This window comes from Streptomyces sp. YIM 121038, from assembly GCF_006088715.1.
GTDB lineage: Bacteria > Actinomycetota > Actinomycetes > Streptomycetales > Streptomycetaceae > Streptomyces.
The window spans coordinates 8,389,223-8,415,220 of record NZ_CP030771.1; the positions used below are offsets into that span (position 1 = coordinate 8,389,223).

Consider the following 25,998-nt stretch of genomic DNA (forward strand, 5'->3'; position numbering starts at 1 on the left):
CGAGCGGCGGGCAGTCGCCGCGTACCGCGGCAGGCAGTCGCCGCACGACGTAGAGCCCGCTCACAGGCCCCCGGGCTGCGGGCGAGAGCTCCGTCGTGTGCCCGGTGACGCTCTTGACGATCGCTCGGCCAAGGCCCACCCTCACCTGGGCGGGTCGTAGACGCGCGGCGCCCGGCTGAAACGGCTCGGCGAGCCGACGGCCAGTGCCCGCGGGCCCTTCCATCCGGATGCGGACCTTCCGGCCCGGATTCCGGTGTACCTCGCGCCGCCCGCGGCCCCAGAGACGATCGAGCAAGAATCCCGGGGCTGCTCCTTGCCCTCTGCGCCATGCGGCGGCAAGCCGACGAGGCCCAGCTCGGGAGGGTGACCGTGGCGGTCAGCCGTGCCGCGGCAGCCGCGCGGCGCAGACGCCGGCAGATGCGTCCAAGTGACAGAAGTGTTCAGTTGGACTCACTCGTGGACATCGATGCGATTCAGCACGATTGGGCTCCGCTGGCTTCGTGAGTCGTGTGAGAGGGGCACCTGCGTGGAAATGGTGTTGCGCTACCAGGGGGTGAGGAAGAGCGATGACGATCCCGATCCCTGGCAGACCACGGTCCACCCGGGGGCGGTGCGCCGCGTGCTCGCCTACTTCCGCCCGCACATCCGCACAGTGGCGCTCTTCGGTGTAGTCGCCACGATGGAGGCGCTTACCGTCGCCGCGACTCCCTTGCTGCTGAGGGAGCTGGTCGACAACGGCATCGTCAAGAACGACCGCGGGGTCGTGATCTTGATGGCATGCCTGGCCGCCGGCCTCGCCGTCCTTGGCGCGGGGTTGTCGCTGGTGTCCGCCTACATCTCCGGGCGGATCGGACAGGTGATCACCTACGACCTCCGGGTCCAGGCGCTCGACCACGTCCGGCGGCTGCCGCTCGCGTTCTTCACGCGCACCCAGACGGGGGTGCTGGTCGGTCGGCTGCACACCGAACTGATCATGGCTCAGCAGCAGTTCAGCGGCCTGCTGATGGCAGCCACCAGTGCGGTCGTGGTCGTGGTGGTGCTGGCCGAGCTGTTCTACCTGTCGTGGCTCGTCGGGCTCATCACGCTGGCGCTGGTTCCGATGTTCATCGTGCCCTGGGTCCACGTGGGGCGAGTGATACAGCGGCGCACCGGACAGCAGATGGACGAGAACACCGGCCTCGGCGGACGGCTTCAGGAGCGGTTCAACGTGCAGGGGGCGATGCTCTCCAAGCTCTTCGGCCGTCCGGACGAGGAGATGGCCGAACTCACGGATCGTGCCGACAGGATCCGCAAGATCGGTGTGAACCTGTCCGTCTGGGGCCGGATGGCCTTCGTGATGATGACGCTGATGGCCTCGCTCGCCACGGCGATCGTCTACGGGATCGGTGGCGGACTCGTACTCGACGAGGCCTTCCAGCTCGGCACGCTGATCGCCATCGCCACCCTGCTTCAGCGGCTGTTCGGGCCGATCACCCAGCTGTCCGGGATGCAGCAGGTCGCGCAGACCGTCGTGGTGAGCTTCTCCCGGGTCTTCGAACTGCTCGATCTGAAGCCGCTGATCCAGGAACGCCCCGACGCGGTCGCGCTCACGAAGAACGTGACGCCGGACGTCCAGTTCGAGAACGTGTCGTTCCGCTATCCCACCGCGGACGAGGTCTCACTGGCCTCTCTGGAGCATCTGCGGTCCGATCACGAGCGCGGGAAGGTGACGCCGGACGTCCTGCGCGACGTGAGCTTTCACGTGCGGGCCGGCACCCTCACCGCGCTCGTCGGCCCGTCCGGCGCGGGGAAGAGCACCATCACCCACCTGGTGTCCCGGCTGTACGACTCGAACTCAGGGACGGTCCGCGTCGGCGGACACGACCTGCGGGACCTCACCTTCGACTCGCTCCGCGAAACGGTAGGGGTGGTCAGCCAGGACACCTACCTCTTCCACGACACGATCCGGGAGAACCTTCTCTACGCTCGCCCGGACGCCACCGAGGACGAGCTGATCGAGGCGTGCAAAGGGGCCCAGATCTGGGATCTGATCGAGTCCCTCCCCAGTGGGCTCGACACCGTCTCGGGCGACCGCGGCTACCGCATGTCGGGCGGGGAGAAGCAACGACTGGCCATCGCCCGGCTGCTGTTGAAGGCGCCCTCGGTCGTCGTCCTTGACGAAGCCACCGCGCATCTGGACTCCGAGTCGGAGGCCGCCGTCCAGCGGGCACTCAAGACCGCCCTGCGCAGCCGTACCTCGCTGGTGATCGCCCACCGGCTGTCCACGATCCGCGAGGCCGACCAGATTCTCGTGATCGACGGCGGACGGGTCCGCGAGCGCGGGACGCACGAGGAGTTGCTGGCCGAGGGCGGCCTCTACGCCGAGCTCTATCACACGCAGTTCGTCAAGCCGGGAGACAACGGCACCGAGCCCGCCGACATCGGCACCGGGCTCGGGCCGGACATGGCACTCCGGTCGGTGCATCAGGTGGTCCGTGAAGGAGAACGATGAATTCCACAGCGCAAGCCACACCGACGGTGTTGGAGCTGTTCGCCTCGCATGTCGACCGGACGCCCGACGCGGTGGCCGTCGTAGCCGGTGACCAGGTTCTGACGTATCGGCAACTCGATGAGCGAGCGGGTCGGCTGGCCGGGCGCCTGATCACTTGGGGCGTCCGCCGCGGCGACCGCGTCGCGGTCATGATGGACCGCTCGCCCGACCTGCTCGTGGCGACGCTCGCCCTATGGAAGGCGGGGGCCGTGTACGTCCCGGTGGACGCCGCCTACCCAGCGAGGCGGGTGGCGTTCATGGTGGCGGATGCCAAGGTGTCCTTGATGGTGTGTTCGGCCGCGGCGCGCGGCGGCGTACCGGACGGGGTCGAGTCGATCGAGGTGGACGCCGCCACGGACGAAGGCGCGTGCGACGCGGCGGCGATCACGGTGCACCCGGGCGACCTGGCCTACGTGATGTACACCTCCGGCTCGACGGGCGCCCCGAAGGGGGTGGCCGTCCCGCACCGGAGCCTGGTGGAGCTGGTGGAGAGCCCCGGCTGGGCGATGGAGCCCGCCGACGCGGTCCTCATGCACGCGCCGTACGCGTTCGACGCGTCCATGTTCGAGATCTGGGTGCCGCTGGCGTGGGGCGCCCGTGTGGTGATCGCGGGGCCGGGGCCGGTGGACGCCCAGCGCCTGCGGGAGTTGGTCGCGGCCGGGTTGACGCGGGCGTATCTGACCGCCGGGAACTTCCGCGCAGTGGCGGAGGAGTCGCCGGAGTCCTTCGCGGGGCTCCGTGAGGTGCAGACCGGTGGTGACCTGGTGCCCGCGCACGCGGTGCACAGGGTGCGGGAGGCCTGCCCCCGAGCGCGGATCCGGCACCTGTACGGCCCGACCGAAGCGACTGTGTGGGCGACGTGGCACGTGCTCGAGCCAGGTGACGAGATGGGCCCGACGCTGCCGATCGGGCGGTCCCTGCCGGGCCGCAGGGCTCACGTGCTCGACGAGTCGCTGCGGCCCGTGGGCCCGGGTGTGGTCGGTGAGCTGTACCTCTCCGGTGCCGGTCTGGCGGACGGCTATCTGAACCGGCCGGGTCTGACGGCGGAGCGGTTCGTGGCGGATCCGTACGCGCCCGACAGCGCCTCCGAGGACGGTGGCGGTCGGGTGACGGGCGGACGGATGTACCGGACCGGGGACCTCGCCCAGTGGACCGCGGACGGTGAGCTGCTGTTCGCGGGCCGGGTCGACCACCAGGTGAAGATCCGCGGGTACCGGATCGAGCCCGGTGAGATCGAGGCCGCGCTGACGGCTCAGCCGGGCGTCGACGACGCCGTGCTGGTGGCGATCGACGGGCGCCCGATCGGCTATGTGGTGGCGGACAGGGACGCGGATCCCGATCTCATCCGCGAGCGTCTCGGGGCCGAACTGCCGGAGTACATGATTCCGGCCGCTGTCATCGTGCTGGACGCACTCCCCCTGACCGCCAACGGCAAGGTGGACCGAGCGGCTTTGCCCGCGCCCGAGTTCGCGGCGAACGCAACGGGCCGCGAACCGGTGACCGAGCCAGAGCGTGTTCTGTGCGATCTCTTCGCCGAGCTGCTCGGCCTGGAACGAGTCGGGGTCGACGACGGCTTGATCCAGTTGGGCGGAGACTCGATCGTCGCGATGCGCATGGCGGCACGCGCGGTCAAAGCGGGCCTGCTGCTGACACCCGCCCAGATCCTGGAGGAGCAGACGCCCGCACGCCTGGCGGCCGTCGCGCGTGCCGTATCCGCTGATCGCCCCGCCGACCAGCCGCTGATCGCCCTGACCGCGGAAGACGAGGCGGACCTGGCGACCACCCATGCGGAGGCGGAGGAGGTCTGGCCGCTGGCACCGCTTCAGGAGGGGTTGCTCTTCCAGTCGACCCTCGACGATCAGGGCCCCGGTGACCAGGGTCGCGACATCTACCAGGTGCACTGGCTCGTGGAGCTGAGCGGACCGCTGGACGTACCCCGGCTGCGGGCCACGTGGGAAGCGATTTTCGCCCGGCACCCCCAGCTTCGGCCCAGCTTCCATCGGCTCCCGTCGGGCAAGGCGGTGCAGGTCGTCCACCGGCACGTCACCTTGCCGTGGCAGGAGGTGGATCTGACGGGTGCCAGCGATGTCGACGCGGCCGTCGACGCCCTGGTCGTACGGGAACAGAAGAATCGGTTCGATCTCGCCGAGGCCCCCCTGGCCCGGCTGGTGCTGATGCGCATCGAGGAGGACCGGCACCGCCTGCTGGTCGTCATCCACCACACGCTGATCGACGGCTGGTCGGTGGCGGTCATCCTCAACGAGGCGGCCGAGGCGTACGCGGCCGGCGGGCAGCTCCCGGAACGGGCGGGCCCGGCCTCCTACCGGGACTACCTGGCCTGGCTTGACCGGCAGGACAAGGACGCGGCACGCGCGGCCTGGCGGGCGGAGCTGTCCGGTCTGGGCGAGCCGGCGCTGGTCGCGACAGCGGCCCCCGTGGCGGACTACGACCACCACGTCGTCCACCTGCCCACGGATCTCCACACCCGGCTGACGCGGCTGGCCCGCGACCACGGCCTGACGCTGAACACGGTGGTACAGGGTGCCTGGGCGATGGTTCTGGCGCGGCTTCTGCGCCGGACCGACGTGGTCTTCGGCGCCACGGTCGCCTGCCGTCCCGCGCAGCTCCCGGGTGTGGAGTCGATGCCGGGCCTCATGATGAACACGGTGCCGGTCCGGGTGCCTCTTGACGGCGGGCAATCAGCCATCGACATGCTCACCGAGGTGCAGCGCCGACAGGCGGCCCTGATCCCGCACCAGCACCTGGGGCTGCCGGAGATCCAGAAGTCGGCCGGCGCCGGCGCGACCTTCGACACGTTGCTGGTGTTCGAGAACTATCCGCGCGATTTCGCGGGCCAATTCACGTATCTGGGCACGGTCGAGGGGACCCACTATCCGCTGACTCTCGGCATCATCCCGGGAGATCACTTCCGGATCCAGCTCAGCTACTGGCGCGGGCAGATCCGGGAGAGCGTCGCGGAGTCGGCTCTCCAGTGGTTCGTCGACGCGCTCGCCGCGCTGGTCGCTGACCCGTCCGGATTGGTGGGGCGGATCAGCATGGCCGAGGGCCAGGCGCATGAACCGGCCCCGGCGTTGGTGGCGGGGGAGTCCTTGCCGGCCTTGGTCAGGCGGGTGGTGAGGGAACGGCCGAATGACGTGGCGGTGGTGGACGCCGAAGGTGAGCTGTCGTTCGAGCAGTTGTGGGACCGGGCGGTGGGATTGGCCGCGGTGCTGCGGAACCGTGGGGTCGGGCCGGAGCACCGGGTGGGCGTGGTGGTGGACCGGTCATCGTGGTGGCTGGTCGGGATACTGGGCGTGTCCTTGGCGGGCGGCGCGTTCGTTCCGGTGGACCCGGCCTATCCGGCCGAACGCGTGAAGTGGATTCTGGACGATGCCGATCCGGTGTCGGTGGTGTGCGTCGGAACGACACGGCCGGCCGTGCCCGAGGAGTTCGCGGATCGACTGGTAGTGATCGGCGAGGCCGATCCGACGGAGCGCTCGGACGCGGAATTGCCGCAGGCGGGCCCGGGCGACGCGGCGTACGTGATGTACACGTCGGGGTCGACAGGCGCTCCGAAGGGGGTCGTCGTCTCCCACGCGGGGCTCGGCAACCTCGCGGCGGCGCAGATCGATCGGTTCGGCGTGGCGCCGTCCTCACGGGTCCTGCAGTTCGCGGCGCTGGGCTTCGACGCCATGGTGTCCGAGGTGCTGATGGCGTTGCTGTCGGGGGCGACGCTCGTCATGGCGCCGACGCGGGATCTGCCGCCGCAGGTGTCGTTGACCGAGGCGCTGGAACGGTGGCAGGTCACGCACGTGACGGTTCCGCCGTCGGTGCTGGGCACGGTCGACGTCTTGCCGGACGAGTTGCAGACGGTGGTGGTGGCGGGAGAGGCCTGTCCGCCGAGCCTGGTGGACCGCTGGTCGGAGGGGCTGCGGCTGATCGACGCCTACGGGCCGGCCGAGGCCACGGTGTGCGCGGCGATGAGTTCGCCGTTGGCGGCGGGCCGGGACGTGGTCCCGATCGGGACGCCGATCGCGGGGGGCCGCTGCTATGTGCTCGACGCGTTCCTGCTGCCGTTGCCGCCGGGGATCGTCGGTGAGCTGTACGTGGCCGGAATCGGGTTGGCCCGCGGCTACCTGGGTCGCGCGGGGCTGACGGCGGAACGGTTCGTGGCTGATCCGCTCGCCCCTGGCGAGCGGATGTACCGGACAGGGGATCTGGCGTACTGGACGAGCCAGGGCGAGCTGGTGTTCGCTGGACGGGCCGACGACCAGGTCAAGGTCCGGGGGTTCCGGATCGAACCCGGTGAGATCGAGTCCGCTCTGGCCGACCACCCAGGGGTCTCCCAAGCCGCGGTGACCGTCCGCGCGGACCGACTGCTGGCCTACGTTTCACCCAGCGACATCGATCCGCACGCGGTGCGCGAGGGGCTCGCTTCCCGGCTGCCTCAGCACATGGTGCCTGCGGCGGTGATAGCGCTGGACGCGCTGCCGGTGACGGCGAACGGGAAGATCGACCGGGGCGCGCTGCCTGACCCCGACTTCGCCGCCGCGACCGCGGGACGGGAGCCGGTCACGGAGGCCGAGCGGGTGGTGTGCGGCCTCTTCGCCGAGGTGCTCGGTCTCGACCGGGTCGGTGCGGACGACAGCTTCTTCGAACTGGGCGGGGACTCGATCCTCTCGATGCAGCTGGCGTCGCGGGCGCGGCATGCCGGTTTGACGTTCACCTCGCGGGATGTCTTCGAGTGCAGGACGCCGGAGCGGCTCGCGCAGCTGACGGCCCGATCGCCGCTGCCGCACAGTGACCATGCCTCCGCGGCCGACGGTGTGGGTGGCGTCGCGTGGACGCCGGTCATGCGGATGCTGGGGGACGGGGTCGTGGGCCCGGGGTTCGCCCAGTGGGCGGTGGTGGGCGCGCCGCCGGACTTGGCGGAGGACGTGCTGGCGGCCGGTCTCGCGGCGCTGGTGGATTCCCATGACATGTTGCGAGTGCGGGCGGAGCCGGGGCGGCTGGTGGTGGGTGAGCCCGGGTCGGTGGATCCGGCCGGGTTGGTCACACGCGTGGAGGCCGCCGGACGTTCGCTGGATGAGGTCGTGGAGAACGCCGCACGGGAGGCGGTGGCGCGGCTTGACCCCGCTGCGGGTGTGGTGGTGCAGGCGGTATGGGTGGACAGGGGCCCGGACCGGCTGGGCCGGGTGGTGCTGGTGGTGCATCACCTGGCCGTCGACGGGGTGTCCTGGAGGGTCCTGCTGCCGGATCTCCAGGCCGCATGCGAGGCGGTGGCCGCCGGGCGGGACCCGGTGGTGGAACCCGCAGGGGTGTCGTTCAGGCGGTGGGCAGGCCTGCTGGAGGAGTGGGCGGTCTCCGAGGGGCGGGTCGGCGAGTTGCCGGCGTGGAAGGCCATCGTCGGCCAGGAGGATCAACCGGTCGCTGCGCCCGAGCTGACCACAGGCCGGGACGCGGTCGGTGTGGTGCGCTCGCGGTCCTGGGTCGCGCCGAAGGCGGACACGTCCGTGCTGGTGGGGCGGGCACCTGGGGTGTTCCACTGCGGGGTGCATGAGGTCCTGCTGGCCGGGCTGGCCGGTGCGGTCGCCCGGTGGCACGGCGTGGACGCGCTGTCGGTGGATGTGGAAAGCCATGGCCGTCATCCCGTCGGCGGGATGGATGTGTCCAGGACAGTGGGCTGGTTCACCAGCGTGCACCCGGTGCGGCTGGATGTGGCGGGGATCGACCTCGCCGATGTGCTCACCGGTGGTGCGGCGGCCGGGCGCCTGCTGAAGGCGGTCAAGGAGCAGGCGCGGGCGGTGCCCGGCGATGGGCTCGGCTACGGGTTGCTGCGCTATCTCAACGGTGAGACCGGACCGGTTCTCGCGGCGTTGCCGTCGCCTCAGATCGGGTTCAACTACCTGGGCCGGTTCGCTGTCGGGGACCAGAACGACGGGCGGGCGTGGCAGCTGGCCGGGGACATCGGCAGTTCGATGGACGCGAGCACGGACTTGCCGCACGCGGTGGACGCCAACGCGATCGTCCAGGACCTGCCGGACGGCCCGCAGCTGACGCTCACGCTGGAATGGCCGGACGATCTGCTCGACGAGGCCGAGATCGAACGACTGGGCCAGGAATGGCTGGACATGCTGTCCGGGCTGGCCCGCCAGGCGGCTGACCCTGCCGCGGGCGGACACACCGCGTCCGACTTCGCTCTCGTCGACCTGGAGCAGCACGAGATCGAGGCCCTCGATGCCGAACACTCGGGTGCCGGTGGCCTGGCCGAGGTGTTGCCGCTCTCCCCGTTGCAGCACGGCCTGGCCTTCCACGCCGGCTTCGTAGGCGAGGGCGTCGACGTCTACACCGCACAGGCGGTGCTGGACCTGACCGGCCCGCTGGACATGCCGCTGCTGCGGAAGTCGGTGCGCGGGCTGCTGGACCGGCACGCCAATCTCCGTGCCGGCTTCCGGCACAGCGCCGCCGGGGTCCCCTACCAGGTGATCGCCGGCACCGTGGAGGTGCCGCTGACCCAGGTGGACGTGACGGAATCAGCAGACCCGCAGGCCGAAGCGGCGATGGTGGTCGCGGCCGAACGGGCGAAGCCGTTCGAGCTCGCCCGGCCCCCGCTGCTGCGGTTCATGGTGATCGTGGTGGGGCCGGACCAGTACCAACTGGTGCTGACCTCTCATCACATCCTGCTCGACGGCTGGTCGATACACCTGCTGCTGGATGAATTGTTCAAGCTGTACGACAACGGAGCGGATCCGCTCGCGCTGGCGCCGGTGACACCGTACGGGCAGTACCTGGCCTGGTTGAGCAGAACCGATCGAGACGCTGCGAGCACCGCATGGCGCGAGGCCCTGGCCGGCTTGCCGGAGCCGACTCTGTTCGCGGCGGACCGGCCGGTGCCGGTCCAGATGTCCGAACAGATATGGGGCGCGCTGGACGAGGCGTCCTTCGAGGCTGTGGTGGCGAGGGCCCGCGAGTTCGGCGTCACGGTCAGCACACTGCTACAGGCGGTGTGGGGAGTGGTCCTCGCGGCGATAACCGGTCGCGACGACGTGGTGTTCGGGTCGGTGGTGTCCGGGCGTTCGGCCGAGCTTTCCGGGATCGAGACCATGGTCGGACTCTTCATCAACACCGTCCCGGTCCGGGTACGGATGGAGCCGCGGCACACCTTCACCGAGCTGGTGCGGCGACTGCAGAGCGAGCAGACGGCGCTGCTGGCTCATCACCACCTCGGGCTCGCCGACATCCAGCAGGCCGTCGGGCTTGGGCAGCTGTTCGACACCCTCTTCGTCTACGAGAACTACCCCAAGCCCGCTGCGACCGATGACGCGGTCGCCGGCGCGGAACCGGATCGGCTGCGTGTGCGGGGTGTGACGGATGCCGACTCCACCCACTATCCCCTGGCACTGACGGCCATCCCGGGCGACGGCCTGCAACTGCGCCTTGAACGCCAGCCGGAGCTGGTCACCGCCGCGCAGGCCGACGCCGTACTGGATCGGTTCACGCAGGTGCTCGAAGCCCTCGTCGCCGCTCCGCGGGTACCGCTGTCCGTGGTGCCGATCCTGACCGATGCCGAGCGGCGACAGCTGCGGGCGTGCAATGACACCGCGGTGGAGGTGCCGGCCCAGACGCTGCCGGAGATGTTCGCCGCGAGGGTCGCCGCCACCCCTGAGGCGACCGCGGCGGTCTTCGAGAACCAGACGCTGACCTACGCCCAGCTCGACGCCCGCGCCAACCAGTTCGCCCACTGGCTCATCGACCAGGGCGTCGGAACCGAGGACCGGGTCGCGATCATGTTGCCCCGCTGCCTGGAACTGGTGGTCGCCGTCCTCGGTGTCACCAAAGCCGGGGCCGCCTGGCTGCCCATCGACGCGAACTACCCCCAGGCGCGCATCGACTACATCCTCGCCGACGCGCGACCGGCGGTCGTGGTGGACGAGTCGGTGGTGGGTGCGGTCAGCGGATACCCCACCGATCCGGTGCGGTCGCGGGCAGTGCCCGAAAATGCGGCTTACCTCATCTACACCTCCGGCTCCACCGGAAAACCCAAGGGCGTTGTGGTCACCCACACCGGTTTGGCCAGTCTGGCCAGCAGCCTGGTCGAGCGGCTGGATCTGACCACCCGGAGCCGGGTCCTGGCCTTGGCGTCGCCGAGTTTCGACGTCTCGGTGCTGGAACTGCTCATGGCCGTCGGTGGCGGTGCGGCACTGGTGGTTCCGCCCGAGGGTGTGGTGGCCGGTGGAGAGCTGGCCGAGGTGCTGGCGAGCCGGGAGATCAGCCATGCGCTGATCCCGCCCCCCGTGCTGGCCACCGTTCCCGCATCACCCGACTGGGTACTGCCGTGCCTGGTACTGGGCGTGGCGGCGTGTCCTCCTGAACTCGTGCACCGGTGGTCGCCCGGGCGCCGGATGATCAACACCTATGGGCCGACCGAGGCCACGATCGCCATGACGATCGGCCGGGACATTCCGGACGGTGATGAGATTCCGCCGATCGGCTATCCGACCGCGAACACCCGGGCGCTCGTCCTGGATGCGTGGATGCGGTTGGTGCCACCGGGTGCGGTGGGCGAGTTGTACATAGCCGGTGTGGGTGTGGCGCGGGGGTATCTGGGCCGAGCGGGGTTGACCGCGGCTCGATTCGTAGCCGATCCGTTCGGCTCGGGTGAGCGGATGTATCGGACCGGGGACCTGGTCTGGTGGAACCCGGAAGGGGAGTTGGTCTTCGTCGGTCGCGTCGACGACCAGGTGAAGGTGCGCGGCTTCCGCATTGAGCCGGGTGAAGTCGAGGCGGCGCTGCTGGCGCAGGAGTCGGTGGGGCAGGCGGTGGCGGTGGTCCGCGCCAGTCATGCCGGCGAACGGCTGGTGGGGTACGTGACCCCTGCCGGGGAGGCCGCGGTGGACGCCGTCGCGGTGCGCGAGGGCGTGGCGGCCCGGTTGCCGGAATACATGGTGCCGGCGGCGGTGGTGGTGCTCGACGCGCTGCCCGTGACAGCGAACGGGAAGGTCGACCGCAAGGCGCTGCCGGAGCCTGACTTCAGCGGACGCGTCTCCGACAGGGAGCCGGTCACCGAGGTCGAACGGATGCTGTGTGATCTGTTCGCCGAGGTGCTCGGGCTGCCGCGGGTCGGTGCGGACGACAGCTTCTTCGAGCTGGGCGGGGATTCGCTTCTCTCGATGCAGCTAGCCGCGCGGGCCCATCGTGACGGCATGGTCTTCGGCCCGCGGGAGGTGTTCGAGCACCGGACGCCGGCGGGCATCGCGACGATCGTGGAGCTGGGCACGGATGACCCTGGTGCGGGCGCGGAGATCCCGTCCAGCGTCGACCTCCTCGACCTGGACCAGGAGGAGATCGACGCATTCGAGGCCGAGTTCGACCACCAGTGAGACCTGCCCTACTCATCTGACGAGACGCTGTGCGCGGCTCTCATCCACGTACGGGTGAGCGGCCGCGCCCGGCGGGCGCTACCACCCCGCTTCGGCGGAGGTCCGATCTCTGCGGGGTGTCGGCCACTGTCCGGCCGTTCGCGCGTTGCCGCCCACCGTCCAGGGCCCCGATCGACGGGCGGCCGGGCCCGGACCATTGCTCATACTGATCAACCGAAGGAATGGATGTGGCCGTGATGCACTCCGCGCTGGTGATCGGCACAGGTCTGATGGGTACGTCGGTGGCGCTGGCGCTGCGGGCGCGCGGCCTGACCGTGTATCTCAGGGACGTCGACTCGGCGGCTGCCCGGACGGCCGCGTCGCTGGGCGCCGGTACGGTGCAGCCGCCCACGGAAACCGTCGACCTGGCGATCGTCGCGGTGCCGCCGCCGCTCGTCGGCAAGGTGCTGGCGGACGCACAGGGGGCGCACCTGGCGCGGCACTACACGGACGTGGCGAGCGTGAAGGCGGAGATGCAGCACGACGTCATCGCGCTCGACTGCGACACCTCGTGCTACGTGGGCGGGCACCCCATGGCGGGTGCGTCGCGCAGCGGTCCGCTGAAGGCTCGGGGCGACCTCTTCGAGGGCCGCACCTGGGCGCTGACGCCGACGGCGGACACCGATACCGAAACGCTCAACACGGCACTGGAGCTGGTGACGCTGTGCGGCGCTGTTCCCGTCCTGATGGAGGCGGCGGCACACGACCGCGCGGTGGCGCTGGTGTCCCACGCGCCCCACGTGGTGGCGAGCCTGGTCGCGATGCGCCTGGAAAGCGCCGAGGAGCGTGAGGTGAGCCTGGCGGGTCCGGGGCTGCGGGACCTGACCCGGATCGCGGAAGCCGACCCCCAACTCTGGCTGGACATACTGGGCGGCAACGCCGCGGTCGTGGCGGACCTCCTGGACGAACTGGGCGCCGACCTGGGCGAGATGGTCGCCGGGCTGCGCGCCATGGCGGCGACGGACGAGGCCAAGCGCAGCAGCGGCATGAAGACGGTCGGGACCATGCTGCGCAGGGGGGTGTCGGGCCGCAGCCGCATCTCCGGTAAGCACGGGCCGCAGCCTGAGCGGTTCGAATCGGTGACCGTGATGATCGGCGACCAGCAGGGCGAACTGGCACGTCTGCTGACGGATGCGGGCCGCGCCGACGTCAACATCGAGGACATCCGCATCGAGCACGCCACCGGCCGGCAGGCAGGCCTGGTCCATGTCAGCGTCGCTCCCGGCATGTCGGCACCGCTGCGGGAAGCCCTGCGGGCCGGCGGCTGGCACGAGCGCTGAACGCCGGCCACGGCCCGATGTGTGGCTCGCCCCGCAGGCGGCCCGTGTTCCGCCGGCGCACGATCCGCTGAGCGGGTCCGCAGGGTCTCGACGCCCTCGGCCTGGTAGCAGCGGTACAAGGCGTTGTACGCCTGCCGAATGCTCCCGAAGCACCGGCGGGACACAGCCACGGTGCCGGTGACCTCTTCGACGTGGCGTATGACGGCCAGGCGTCGCTTGGCGCGCGTGTATGGGACGACTGCGATCAATCGATTGCGTCTGGTGTGACTGGACATGTTGTCTGGGATTGCCCGTCAGGCGGATGATTCTTCCGTGCGGCACGTTCCGCATTCGACGTCGACCTCCTCGACCTGGTGCAGGGCGAGTTTGAGGAATTCACGGTTTAGTTCGACGACCAACGTCAAGCCCATAGCTGATTAAGGGAGACATTGATGGCCCAGTCGCGGATCGAAGACATTTGGCCGCTGTCGCCACTACAGGCTGGGTTGCTCTTCCACGCGGTGTACGACGGAGAAGGGCCCGACGTCTACATAGGCCATTGGATCCTGGAACTGGACGGGCCAGTGGACGCGGCCAGGCTGCGCGCGGCATGGGAGGCGCTGCTGACCCGGCACGCTCCCCTTCGGGCCTGCTTCCGGCAGCGCAAATCGGGTGAGACGGTGCAGATCATCGTCAAGGAGGTGGAACTGCCGTGGCGGGAGGTCGACCTTTCCCACCTCGATGACCCCACCGAGGCCGTGCGGGAGCTGGCCGAGGAGGATCGGACGAAACGATTCGACCTCGCACAGGCGCCGTTGCTGCGGCTGACCTTGATCCGCCTCGACGACCGTACGCACCGACTGGTGATGACCTGCCATCACACGATCATGGACGGCTGGTCGTTGCCGGTCGTGGTCAACGAGCTGTCCAAGCTGTACCCGGCGGGCGGCGACCCGCTGGCCCTCCCCGCGGTGACCTCGTATCGGGACTACCTCGCGTGGCTGAGCAGGCAGGACAGGGAGAGGGCACTGGCGGCATGGGTGGCGCGGCTGCGTGGTGCCGAGGAGCCGACGCTGGTGGCGCCCGCCGACCCGGGGCGAGCCCCCGGCGTGCCGGACAGCGTCGAGGTCGAGCTGTCCGAGACCCTCACGCGCTCGCTGGACGAGCTGTCCCGTTGCCATGGGCTGACGCTGAACACCGTGGTGCAAGGCGCGTGGGCGATGGTCCTGTCACGCCTTGCGGGCCGGACGGACGTGGTGTTCGGGGCGGCGGTGTCGGCGCGCCCGCCGGACCTGCCCGGCGTCGAGGAGATGGCGGGGCTGTTCCTCAACACCGTTCCGGTACGCGTGCAACTCCGCGGCTCGACGCCGGTCATGGAGCTGCTGGCAGAATTGCAGAGGCGGCAGTCGGCGCTCATACCTGACCAGTTCGTGGGGCTGGTGGACATACAGCAGGCGGTCGGCCCCGGCGCGGTCTTCGATACTTTGATCGTCTTCGAAAAGTTCCCCAACAAGCCCGCCGAATCGGACTCCGAGGGAAATTTTGGCATCCGAATACATCAAGGCCGGGTAGCCGCCCACTATCCGCTGACGCTGGTCTGCGTCCCCGGCGCGTCGATGCTCTTCAAACTCGACTATCTGACGGAAATCTTCGACCGGGCCACAGCATTTACCATCGTCGAGCGATTGAAGGAGGTCCTGCGTCAGCTGGCGGATGCGGGCGACCTGACGGTGGCCGAAGTCGATGTGACCAGTGCGGCCGAGCGCGATGTGGTGGTCAACCAGTGGGGTGCGACAGCCGCCATGATGCCGGGCCGACCGGCCCCGGAGCTGTTCGACCGCCAGGTGGAGCGCCGCCGCGACGAGGCAGCGCTCGTCGACGGCGATCGGGCGATGTCGTACGGGGAACTGGCCGAGCACGCGGAGCGTCTCGCCGGCTATCTGCGCAGCAGGGGAGTTCAGCGCGGGGACCGAGTGGCCGTGGTGATGGGCCGGTCACCCGAGCTGATCGCGACGTTGCTCGCGGTGTGGAAGGCAGGAGCGGCGTACGTCCCCGTGGACCCCGCCTATCCGGCGGATCGCTTGAAGTTCATGCTCGCGGATGCGGAGCCGGCGGCAGTGGTGTGCGCGGAAGCGTACCGAGGTGTCGTGCTGGACGGAGGGCTCGACCCGATCGTCCTGGACGAGGTCCGGACGCGGCGAGCGGTCGCGGAGAGCACCCGTCTGTCCGTGGGCGTAGACGCTGACGACCTCGCATACGTGATGTACACGTCGGGGTCGACGGGAACACCGAAGGGCGTCGCCGTGTCGCACGGCAACGTCGCGGCGCTGGCCGGGAACCCGGGATGGGCGATCGGCCCTGATGACGCCGTGCTGATGCACGCCTCGCACGCCTTCGACATATCCCTGTTCGAGCTGTGGGTGCCGCTGCTGTCGGGCGCCAGGGTGGTGCTGGCCGGACCGGGCGCGGTGGACGGCGAGGCTCTGGCCGGATATGTGGCCGACGGTGTCACGGTCGCCCATCTGACCGCGGGGACCTTCCGGGTGGTGGCCGAGGAGCCACCGGAGTCACTCACCGGTCTGCGCGAGGTGCTGACCGGCGGGGACGCCGTGCCGTCCGCGGCGGTGGAGCGGGTGCGGCGCAGCAGTCCTGACGTGCGGGTGCGGCATCTCTACGGCCCGACGGAGGCCACGCTCTGTGCCACGTGGTGGCTGCTCGAACCCGGCGAAGCGACGGGATCAGTGCTGCCGATCGGACGACCGCTTTCGGGCCGGCGAACCTACGTCCTCGACGCGTTCCTGCGACCGGTGCCTCCGGGCGTGGTGGGCGAGCTGTACGTCGCTGGAGCCGGTGTGGCGCAGGGCTACCTCGGTCGCGCGGCCTTGACGGCGGAGCGGTTCGTCGCTGATCCGTTCGCTCCCCGCGACGCCTCCGCGGGGGACGGTGGCCAGGTGACGGGTGAGCGCATGTACCGGACGGGGGACCTGGCGTACTGGACGGACCAGGGCGCACTCGCCTTCGCCGGACGTGCCGATGACCAGGTCAAGATCCGCGGGTATCGAGTGGAGCCCGGCGAGATCGAGGTGGTCCTCGCCGGCCTGCCCGGTGTCGCCCAGGCCGTCGTGTCCGTACGCGACGAGCAGCATCTGATCGGTTACGCGGTCGCCGAAGCGGGGCACGACATCGACCCGGTGCGGCTGCGTGAGCAGCTCGCGGAGACGCTGCCCGAATTCATGGTTCCGGCCGCGGTCCTGGTGCTGGACCAACTGCCGTTGACAGTCAACGGAAAGGTGGACCGGCAGGCCCTGCCCGAACCGGACTTCGCCGCGAAGGCGGTCAGCCGGGAGCCGGAGACGGAGGCCGAGCGCATCCTGTGCGGAGTGTTCGCCGAAGTCCTCGGCCTGGAACGGGTCGGGGTCGAGGGCAGCTTCTTCGAGCTGGGCGGGGACTCGATCTCGTCCATGCAGGTGGCCGCCCGTGCACGACGCGAGGGGGTCTTCCTCACCCCGCGGCAGATATTCGAGCACCGGACCCCCGAGCGACTCGCGGCACTGGCACAAGAGGCCCTGACGACACGGACACGGGACCGCTCCGAGGCGGTCACAGGCGTGGGAGAGATCCCCTGGACGCCGGTGATGCGTGCCCTCGGGGATGCCGCGGCGCGCCCTGACTTCGTGCAGGCGAAAGTCGTCGTCACCCCGGCGGACCTGAGTCCGGACGGCCTGGTGAGTGCCCTGCAAGCGGTGCTGGACGTGCACGATCTGCTGCGGGCACGGGTGACACCTGACGGACGGCTGTTCGTGGCCGAGCGCGGCGCGGTGGACGTGGCCGACCTGGTCACGCGAGTACCGGCCGGAACTGCGGACCTCGATGAACTCGCCGAGCACGAAGCCAGGACGGCGGCCGGCACGCTGAACCCGTCGGCGGGAATCATGGTCCGGGCCGTATGGGTCGACGCCGGAAGCGACCGGCCGGGCCGGTTGGCTCTGGTGGTCCATCATCTGTCGGTCGACGCGGTCTCGTGGGGAATCCTGCTGCCGGATCTGCGGTCGGCGTACGACGCGGTGACCTCCGGCGAGCTTCCTGCCCTCGAACCTGCGACGACTTCGTATCGGCGCTGGGCGCGGCGGCTGGCCGAGCAGGCGTCGAGCGAGAGCACGATCGCTGAAGTCGACCACTGGGTCGCCGTGCTGGATGGTGCGGACGCGTCCGCCGTGCTGGACAGCGCGGATTCGCCTCTCGAAACGCAGCCCGGACAGTCACACTCGTGGTCATCGACACTGACCGGAGTCACGGCGCGCAGTCTGGTGGCCCGGCTGCCGCAGGTTTTCCACTGCGGGATCAACGAGGTCCTGCTGGCGGGCCTCGGGGGCGCGGTGGCGCGCCGACGCGGCGCCGGCGCCGGGATTCTGGTGGACGTGGAAGGCCATGGCCGCCATGCCGCCGATGGTGAGGATCTGTTGCGGACCGTGGGCTGGTTCACCAGCGTCCACCCCGTCCGGCTCGACATCTCCGATGTCGACCTTTCCGCCGCGGCCGCGGGGAACGCTGCGGCCGGGCAGCTGCTGAAGACCGTGAAGGAACAGGTCCGCGCCGTCCCCGGCGACGGCCTCGGCTACGGGCTGTTGCGCCATCTCAACCCCGATACCGGGGCCGTGCTGGCCGCGTTGCCGTCCCCGCAGATCGGCTTCAATTACTTCGGCCGGTCCAGCCTCGCCGCCGAGGTCACCCCGTGGCAGGGGTGCGAAGAGTCGCTCGGCGGCGGTCCCGAAATGTTCGCGGCCCACCCGGTGGAGTTCTCCGCGGACGTTCAGGACACACCCGCCGGACCCCGGCTGAGGCTGGCCGTCCAGGGCAGGGACCTCGACCCCGCCACGGTGGAGCGGCTCGGCGAGGCATGGCTGGAGATGCTGACCGGCTTCGCGGCGCTGGCCGAGGACCCCGACGCCGGCGGGCACACCCCGTCCGACTTCGACCTCGTCGAGCTGACGCGGCGGGACGTGGCGGAGCTGGAGGCCGCGGCACCAGGGTTGACGGACGTCTGGCCCCTGTCACCGCTCCAGGAGGGCATGCTCTTCGAGCGGGCCGTCGACGAGGACGGTGTCGACGTCTACCAGAGCCAGCGGATCCTGGACCTCGACGGACCGGTCGACGCACAACGGCTGCGTGCGGCGTGGCAACGGCTGGTCGCCCGGCACGAGTCGCTCCGGACGAGCTTCCACCAGCTCGGATCCGGCGAGACGGTGCAGGTCGTGGAGGGCGAGGTCGATGTCCCATGGCGTGAGGCCGATCTGTCGCACCTTGAGGGGGCGGCCGCGGCGGCGGAGGTCGACCGCCTGCTCAGGCGGGATCAGGCAGAGCGGTTCGACGTGACCAAGGCACCGCTGCTCCGGCTGTCGCTGATCCGTCTTGGCCAGAGTACGCACCGGCTCGTCGTGACGTCGCATCACGTCGTCCTGGACGGCTGGTCCACACCGATCGTCCTGGGCGAGATGTCGACGGGCTACGCGGGCGGGCAGGGCTCGTCGACGCCACCGTCCTACCGGGACTACCTGGCGTGGCTCCGCCGCCAGGACGAGGAGGCGTCACGAGCGGCGTGGCAGTCCGAGCTGGCCGGGTCGGACGAACCGACCAGGATGGACGCGGACGCGGACAAGTCGATGGTCATGCCGGACGGGCATGCCGAATGGCTGCTCGAGGAGGCGACGAGGGCGCTCACCGGCTTCGCACGTGGCCATGGACTGACGTTGAGCACGATCGTGCAGGGCGCGTGGGCGCTGGTGCTGGCACGCCTTGCGGGCCGGACGGACGTGGTGTTCGGGTCCGTGGTGTCGGGACGCCCCGCGGACGTTCCGGATGTCGAGCGGATGGTGGGGATGTTCATCAACACCGTCCCGGTACGCGTGCGACTCGAAGGCAGCCGGCCGGTACTCGACGTGTTGCATGACTTGCAGAGCCGCCAAGCCGCGTTGACGGAGCACCAGTACCTGGGGCTGTCGGAAATCCAGCGCCGTGCGGGAACGGGCGCGATCTTCGACACCCTCGTGATGGTCGTGAACTACCCCGACGACGCTCCTGGCCCTGAGGGCGACGGTGGTTTCGCCATCAACTCCATCCGCACCCGGACCGGTACCAGCTATCCGCTGACGATGAGCGTCTCTCCCGGGAACCGCTTGCGGATCGACGTGGCCTACCGCCCCGATCGGATTGACCGGGAAACGGCCACTGAGGTCACCAGGCAGGTCGTACGGGTCATTGAACAGATGGTGGCGGAGCCCTCGCTTCCGGTGGGTCGCCTGGCCGTGACGGACGAATCGACGCGTGCGTCGCTGGTGGAGCGCGGAAGCTCGATCGGCGAAGCGGCCGACAGGCGGTCTGTCCTTGAGCTGTTCCGCGAGCAGGCCGAAAGGACCCCGGACGCCGTGGCGGTCCTGGACGGCGGTCGCACCCTGTCGTACGCCGACCTCGACCGGCGATCGGACGGGTTGGCAGGGCACCTGGCCGGGACGGGCGTGCGGCGCGGCGACCGTGTCGGCGTGGTGATGGAACGCGGCGCGGACCTGTTCGTCGCCCTGCTCGCGGTCTGGAAGGCGGGGGCCGCGCAGGTGCCGGTGAACGTGGACCACCCCGCGGAACGGATCGCCGGGATGCTGGCCGATGCCGGCGCGCGGGTGGCGCTCTGCGTGGGAGCGACTCGCGACGCGGTGCCGGACGGGGTCGAGCCGATGGTCATGGACGCCCCGGCGATCGCGGAAGTGCCGCACGAGGCGCCGCCCCTCACGGTCGGGGCGCACGACGTGGCCTACGTGATGTACACCTCGGGATCGACCGGGGTCCCGAAGGGCGTCGCGGTGCCGCACGGAAGCGTGGCGGCGCTCGCGAGCGACCCGGGCTGGTCGCAGGGCCCGGACGACTGCGTGCTGCTGCACGCACCCCATGCGTTCGACGCGTCCTTGGTGGAGATCTGGGTGCCCCTGGTCAGCGGGGCCCGCGTGCGTGTCGCGGAACCGGGCGCGGTCGACGCGCAGCGGCTGCGCGAGGCGATCGAACAGGGCGTCACCACCGCCCACCTGACGGCCGGAAGCTTCCGCGTGGTGGCCGAGGAAGCACCGGAGTCCTTCCGCGGGCTGCGCGAGATCCTGACGGGCGGTGACGCGGTCCCCCTCGCGTCCGTCGCGCAGGTGCGCCGGGCGTGCCCGGAGGTTCGGGTCCGGCAGCTCTACGGCCCCACCGAGGCCACCCTCTGCGCCACGCGGCACCTCCTCGAACCAGGGGACGAGACGGGCGACACCTTGCCGATCGGCCGACCGCTGGCCGGACGGCGGGCTTACGTGCTCGACGCGTTCCTCCAGCCGGTGGCGCCCCACGTGACCGGCGAGCTGTACCTCGCCGGCGCCGGCCTCGCGCACGGCTATCCGGGCGCGAGCGGGCCGACCTCGGAACGGTTCGTCGCTGATCCGTTCGCCCCCCGCCACACGGCGGCGCGAAGCGCCTCCGAGCCGACGGACGGGCGGATGTACCGCACAGGCGACCTGGCGCGCTGGACGGACCAGGGTGAGCTGCTGTTCGTCGGACGGGCCGACTCCCAGGTGAAGATCCGGGGCTACCGCGTGGAGCCCGGGGAGATCGAGGCTGCCCTGGCCGACGTTCCGCGGGTCGCGCAGGCGATCGTGGTGGTGCGGGAGGACCAGCCCGGCGAGAAGCGGCTGATCGCGTATGTGACCCCGGAGGGGGATCCGGGACCGGATTCCGACACGGTCCGCGAGTATCTCGCGGCGCGGCTGCCGGAGTTCATGGTGCCCGCGGTGGTGGTGCTGGACGGCTTCCCGCTGACCCTCAACGGAAAGATCGACCGTGCGGCCCTGCCGGCCCCGGAGTACACCGCGAGAGCGGCAGGCCGCGAGCCGCGTACCGAGGCCGAGCGCGTGTTGTGCGACCTGTTCGCCGAGATACTCGGGCTGGACCGGGTCGGCGCCGACGACGGCTTCTTCGAGCTGGGCGGCGACTCGATCCTGTCGATGCGACTGGCCGCCCGCGCACGTCGCGAGGGTTTCGTCTTCGGGGCGAAGCAGGTCTTCGAGCAGAAGACGCCCGCGGGGATCGCGGCGGTCGCCGAGCGTGGCGGACCGGCGCGGGCCGACGCCGCCGACGGCGTCGGCGAGGTCCCGTGGACGCCGGTGGTGCGGGCGCTGCTCGAACGCGATGCCCGTGCGATGACCCGACGAGTACCGGCGCAGTGGGTGACCGTGGGCGCGCCCGACGACCTGTCCGTGGACGTGCTGGCGGCCGGACTGGCCGCGGTGATCGACACCCATGACATGCTGCGCGGCCGGATCGTCGAGACCGACGGGGAGCAGCCCCGGCTGGTCGTGGCCGACCGCGTAGCGGTAGCCGCGGCGACGCTGGTCGAGCGGGTCGAGGCCGGCGCCGGTGACCTGGACGAGATCGCGGAGCGCTGCGCCGAGGAGACAGCCGCCCGCCTCGACCCCGCCGCCGGCGTGATGATCAGGGCGGTGTGGGTGGACGCGGGATCCGGCCGCCTCGGACGGCTCGTGGTGGTGGCGCATCACCTCCTGGCCGACGTCGTGTCGTGGCGCGTCCTGCTGCCGGACCTGCAGACGGCCTGCGCGGCCGTGTCCGCGGGCCGGGAACCGGCGCTCGACCCGGTCGACGTCTCGTACCGGCGTTGGGCGCGCACACTCGTCGAGCAGGCGACGACCCGGACCGCGGAGCTGGAGACGTGGACGGCGATCCTCGACGGAGCGCAGTCGCTGCCAGGCGAGTTCGATCCCACGCGCGACACCATGTCGACCGCGGGACGCAGGACTTGGAGGTTGCCGCAGGACAAGGCCGGCGTGCTCGTGGCGAAGGCGACCTCGGCCTTCCACTGTGGTGTTCACGAGGTGCTGCTGGCCACCCTGGCGGGGGCGGTGGCCCGATGGCGCGGCGACACGGCCGTCGTGGTCGACGTCGAGGGCCACGGCCGCCAGCCCCTTGGTGACCTGGACCTGTCCCGGACGGTCGGCTGGTTCACCGACATACACCCGCTGCGCCTTGACGTGGCCGGGATCGACACGGCCGAAGCCGTCTCGGGTGGCGACGCGGCAGGCCTGCTCCTGAAGAGCGTCAAGGAGAACGTGCGAGGCGTGCCCGACGGCGGGCTCGGCTACGGCATGCTGCGCTACCTCAACGCCGAGACCGGCCCGGCCCTGGCGGCGCTGCCGAAGCCGGACATCGGGTTCAACTACCTCGGCCGCTTCTCTTCCCGGCCCGACGGTGCCGCGGAGCCCTGGCAGATGGTGGGGACCATCGGCGGTACGACGGACCGGGACGCGGCATTGCGGCACGTCCTGGAGATCGACGCGGTCGTCATTGACGCCCCCGACGGGCCCGCACTGGAGCTGTCCCTGACCTGGGCCGGGCGTCTGCTCGGCGAGGCCGAGGCGGAGTCGCTCGGACAGGGCTGGCTGGACATGCTGACCGGCCTCGCCGCCCACGTCGACGCCGGCGACGCCGGGGGGCACACGCCGTCCGACTTCCCGCTCACCGTGCTGACGCAGCGGGACGTGGCGGAGATCGAGGCCGCCGTACCAGGCCTGATCGACATCTGGCCGCTGTCTCCGCTCCAGGAGGGCCTGCTGTTCCACGCCGCCGACGAGCGCGGCCCGGACGTGTACGCGAGTATGCGCACCCTCGTCATCGAGGGACCGCTGGACGTCGCCCGCTTCCGCAGGTCGTGGCAGGTGCTGCTGGACCGGCACCCCGCCCTGCGGGCGAGTTTCCATCAGCTCGGGTCCAGTGCGACGGTGCAGGCGGTCGCCGGCGAGGTGGCGCTGCCCTGGCAGGAGACCGATCTGTCCCATCTGCCCGAGGACGAGGCGCTGGCGGAAGTCGACCGTCTCGCGGCACAGCTGCATGCCGAGCGGTTCGACCTGGCCCAGGCACCGCAGCTGCGGCTGCACCTGCTGCGCCTCGGTGACCGCCGGCACCGGCTCGTCTTCACGTCGCATCACATCGCGGCGGACGGATGGTCCCTGCCGCTCATCACCGGTGAGGTGCTGGCGGCGTACTACGCCGGCGGGACGGGGCGGGCGTTGCCGACCCCGACGTCGTACCGCGACTACCTCGCCTGGGCCGTTCAGCAGGACAAGACAGCCGCCCGGGAGGCGTGGCGGACCGAACTCGCGGGGCTCGACGAGGCGACCCACGTCGTGCCACCGGAGACGATCATCACGCCCGTCGAGCCCGACCGGGTCGGGTTCGCACTCGACGACGATCTGAGCCGGCGCCTGAGGGAGTTCACCCGCCACCACGGTGTGACGGCGAACACGCTCTTCCAAGGGGTCTGGGCACTGCTGCTTGCCCGGCTGACCGGTCGTGACGACGTGGTCTTCGGCGCCGCGGTGGCCGGTCGTCCGCCCGAGATCCCCGGTGTCGAGTCCGCGGTCGGCCTGTTCATGAACATGCTGCCCGTCCGGGCCCACCTGGCCGGCGCTGAACCATTCCTCGACATGCTGGCGGACCTGCAGCAACGGCAGGTCGCGCTGATACCGCACCAGCACGTCGGGCTGACCGAGATCAATCAGCACGCCGGGCCCGGCGCGGCGTTCGACACGATCGTGGTGTTCGAGAACTACCCGCCCCCGCCGCCCGTCTCCGAAGAACCCGACGCACTCGTCATGCGTCCCGCGGGAATTCCGAACGACACCGGGCACTACCCCCTGTCCATGCGCGCGTCCGTGGCGGGCCCCGTCCACGGCGAAGTCATCTTCCGCCCGGACGCGTTCGAGAGGACCCAGGTCGAGGACCTTCTCGCGTCGCTCCTCCGGGCCCTTGAGCAGGTCGTGGCCGATCCGCGAACGCCGGTGGGACGGGTCGGCCTGATCGGACCTGAGCAGCGCCGCCTGGTGGTGGACGAGTGGAACAGGACCGACAAGCCGCTTGCGCCGGAGACACTGCCGGCGCTGTTCCGCCGGCAGGCCGAGCGGACCCCGGACGCGCCGGCGGTGCAGGACGCGGCCCGGACCCTGTCGTACAGCCAGTTGCTCGGCGAGGTCGAAGCGCTGGCGCGGCTCCTCGTGGGCCTGGGCGTACGGCGTGAGGCCCGGGTGGGAGTACTGGTCGAGCGCTCGGCTGAACTGGCGGTGACCCTCATGGGGGTGACGTTCGCCGGCGGGGCGTTCGTGCCGGTCGATCCGGACTACCCCCGTGAGCGCGTCGAGTTCATGCTGGCGCACTCGGCGCCCGAGGTGCTGGTGTGCACGAGGACGACGCGAGCGGTCGTGCCCGCGGAGTTCACGGGCACGGTGCTGGTGCTGGAAGACCTGCCCGCCGCCGATCCGGGTGTGGAGCTGCCGCGCGTGGCAGCGGACGACGCGGCGTACGTGATCTACACCTCGGGGTCGACGGGGGTGCCCAAGGGCGTCCTGGTCGCCCATTCCGGACTCGTCAACCTGGGCTACGCGCACATCGAGCGGATGGCCGTGATGTCGTCCTCACGGGTCCTCCAGTTGTCCGCGATCGGGTTCGACGCCATCGTCTCCGAGCTGTACATGACTCTGCTGGCCGGCGCGACCCTGGTCCTGCCGGACGCGACGAGCATGCCGCCCCGGGTGACACTGGGCGACGCGATCCGCAAGGCGGGCATCACTCACCTGACCGTGTCGCCGAGCGTGCTGGCGAGCGAGGACGATCTGCCGGACACCCTCCGGACAGTGCTGACGGGCGGCGAGGCACTGCCGGCCGCGCTGGTGGACCGCTGGTCGCCCGGCCGTCGGGTGATCCAGGCCTACGGGCCGACCGAGACGACCATCTGCTCGACGATGAGCGCCCCGCTGGCTCCAGGACACGACGCGGTCCCGCTCGGCGGCCCGATCCACAACGTGCGGCACTACGTGCTCGACGCCTTCCTCCAGCCGGTACCGCCGGGGGTGGTCGGCGAGCTGTACATCACGGGCGTCGGACTGGCTCGTGGATACCTCGGACGCCCCGGCCTGACCGCGGAGCGGTTCGTCGCGAGTCCGTTCGCCCCCGGTGAGCGGATGTACCGCTCCGGCGACCGGTTCCGCTGGACCCCGGAGGGGCAGCTGCTCTTCGCGGGCCGGGTCGACGCGCAGGTCAAGGTGCGCGGATACCGGGTCGAGCCGGCGGAGATCGAGGCCGTGCTCGCGGAGCATCCAGGCGTCGGCCAGGTGGCGATCGCGGTCCGCAGGGACGGCCCCGGCGACAAGCAGCTGGTGGCGTATGTCGTGCCGTCGGCCGACGCCTCCGGCGAGAACGGCACGCTGACCTCCGCGCTGCGCGAGCTGGCGGCCGAACGCCTGCCCGAGTACATGATGCCCGCGGCGTTCGTGTCGCTGGAGCACATGCCACTCACCCCGAACGGCAAACTCGACCACCGGGCGCTCCAGACCCTCGACTTCGTGGGCATGTCATCGAAGCGGGACCCGCGTACGGCGATGGAGGCGAGGCTGTGCGCACTGTTCGCGGAGGTACTCGGCCTTGAGCGGGTCGGTGCCGAGGACAGCTTCTTCGAACTCGGCGGTGACTCGATCATCTCGATGCAGCTCTCGGCCCGCGCCCGCAGGCAAGGGCTGGAACTGACCCCGTGGCAGGTGTTCGAGGAAAGGACGCCGGAACGACTGGCGTTGCTCGTCACGGAACTCCCCGCCGACGGCGATGCCACCGCGGCACCGGAGTCGTCGGAGGGCCCCCTCGTCGCTCTCTCATCCGACCAGATGGATCAACTCGAGGCCGGACTGGCCGGCGAACAAGCGCTGTAAGGAGCAAG

Annotated in this window: 4 protein-coding genes; all 4 read left to right on the forward strand. The window is 70.6% G+C overall.

What is annotated here, in order from left to right; all coding sequences use genetic code 11:
• Positions 1 to 427: 427 nt before the first annotated feature.
• The 4 genes from C9F11_RS35145 to C9F11_RS35165 all read left to right on the forward strand — a co-directional run bounded on the left by C9F11_RS35145 (position 428) and on the right by C9F11_RS35165 (position 25,990).
• Positions 428 to 2,491 (forward strand): ABC transporter ATP-binding protein, encoded by a 2,064-nt coding sequence (locus C9F11_RS35145; protein ID WP_249402009.1) that lies wholly within the window; start codon positions 428 to 430, stop codon positions 2,489 to 2,491.
• Complete coding sequence (locus C9F11_RS35150; RefSeq protein WP_138963346.1) at positions 2,488 to 11,910, forward strand: non-ribosomal peptide synthetase; 9,423 nt, start codon at positions 2,488 to 2,490, stop codon at positions 11,908 to 11,910. Before C9F11_RS35145 ends, C9F11_RS35150 begins: the two co-directional genes overlap by 4 nt.
• Before the next feature lie 227 nt (positions 11,911 to 12,137).
• Complete coding sequence (locus C9F11_RS35155; protein WP_269078106.1) at positions 12,138 to 13,229, forward strand: prephenate dehydrogenase; 1,092 nt, start codon at positions 12,138 to 12,140, stop codon at positions 13,227 to 13,229.
• Positions 13,230 to 13,660: 431 nt separating this feature from the next.
• Positions 13,661 to 25,990 (forward strand): non-ribosomal peptide synthetase, encoded by a 12,330-nt coding sequence (locus C9F11_RS35165; protein WP_138963347.1) that lies wholly within the window; start codon positions 13,661 to 13,663, stop codon positions 25,988 to 25,990.
• Positions 25,991 to 25,998: the final 8 nt, after the last annotated feature.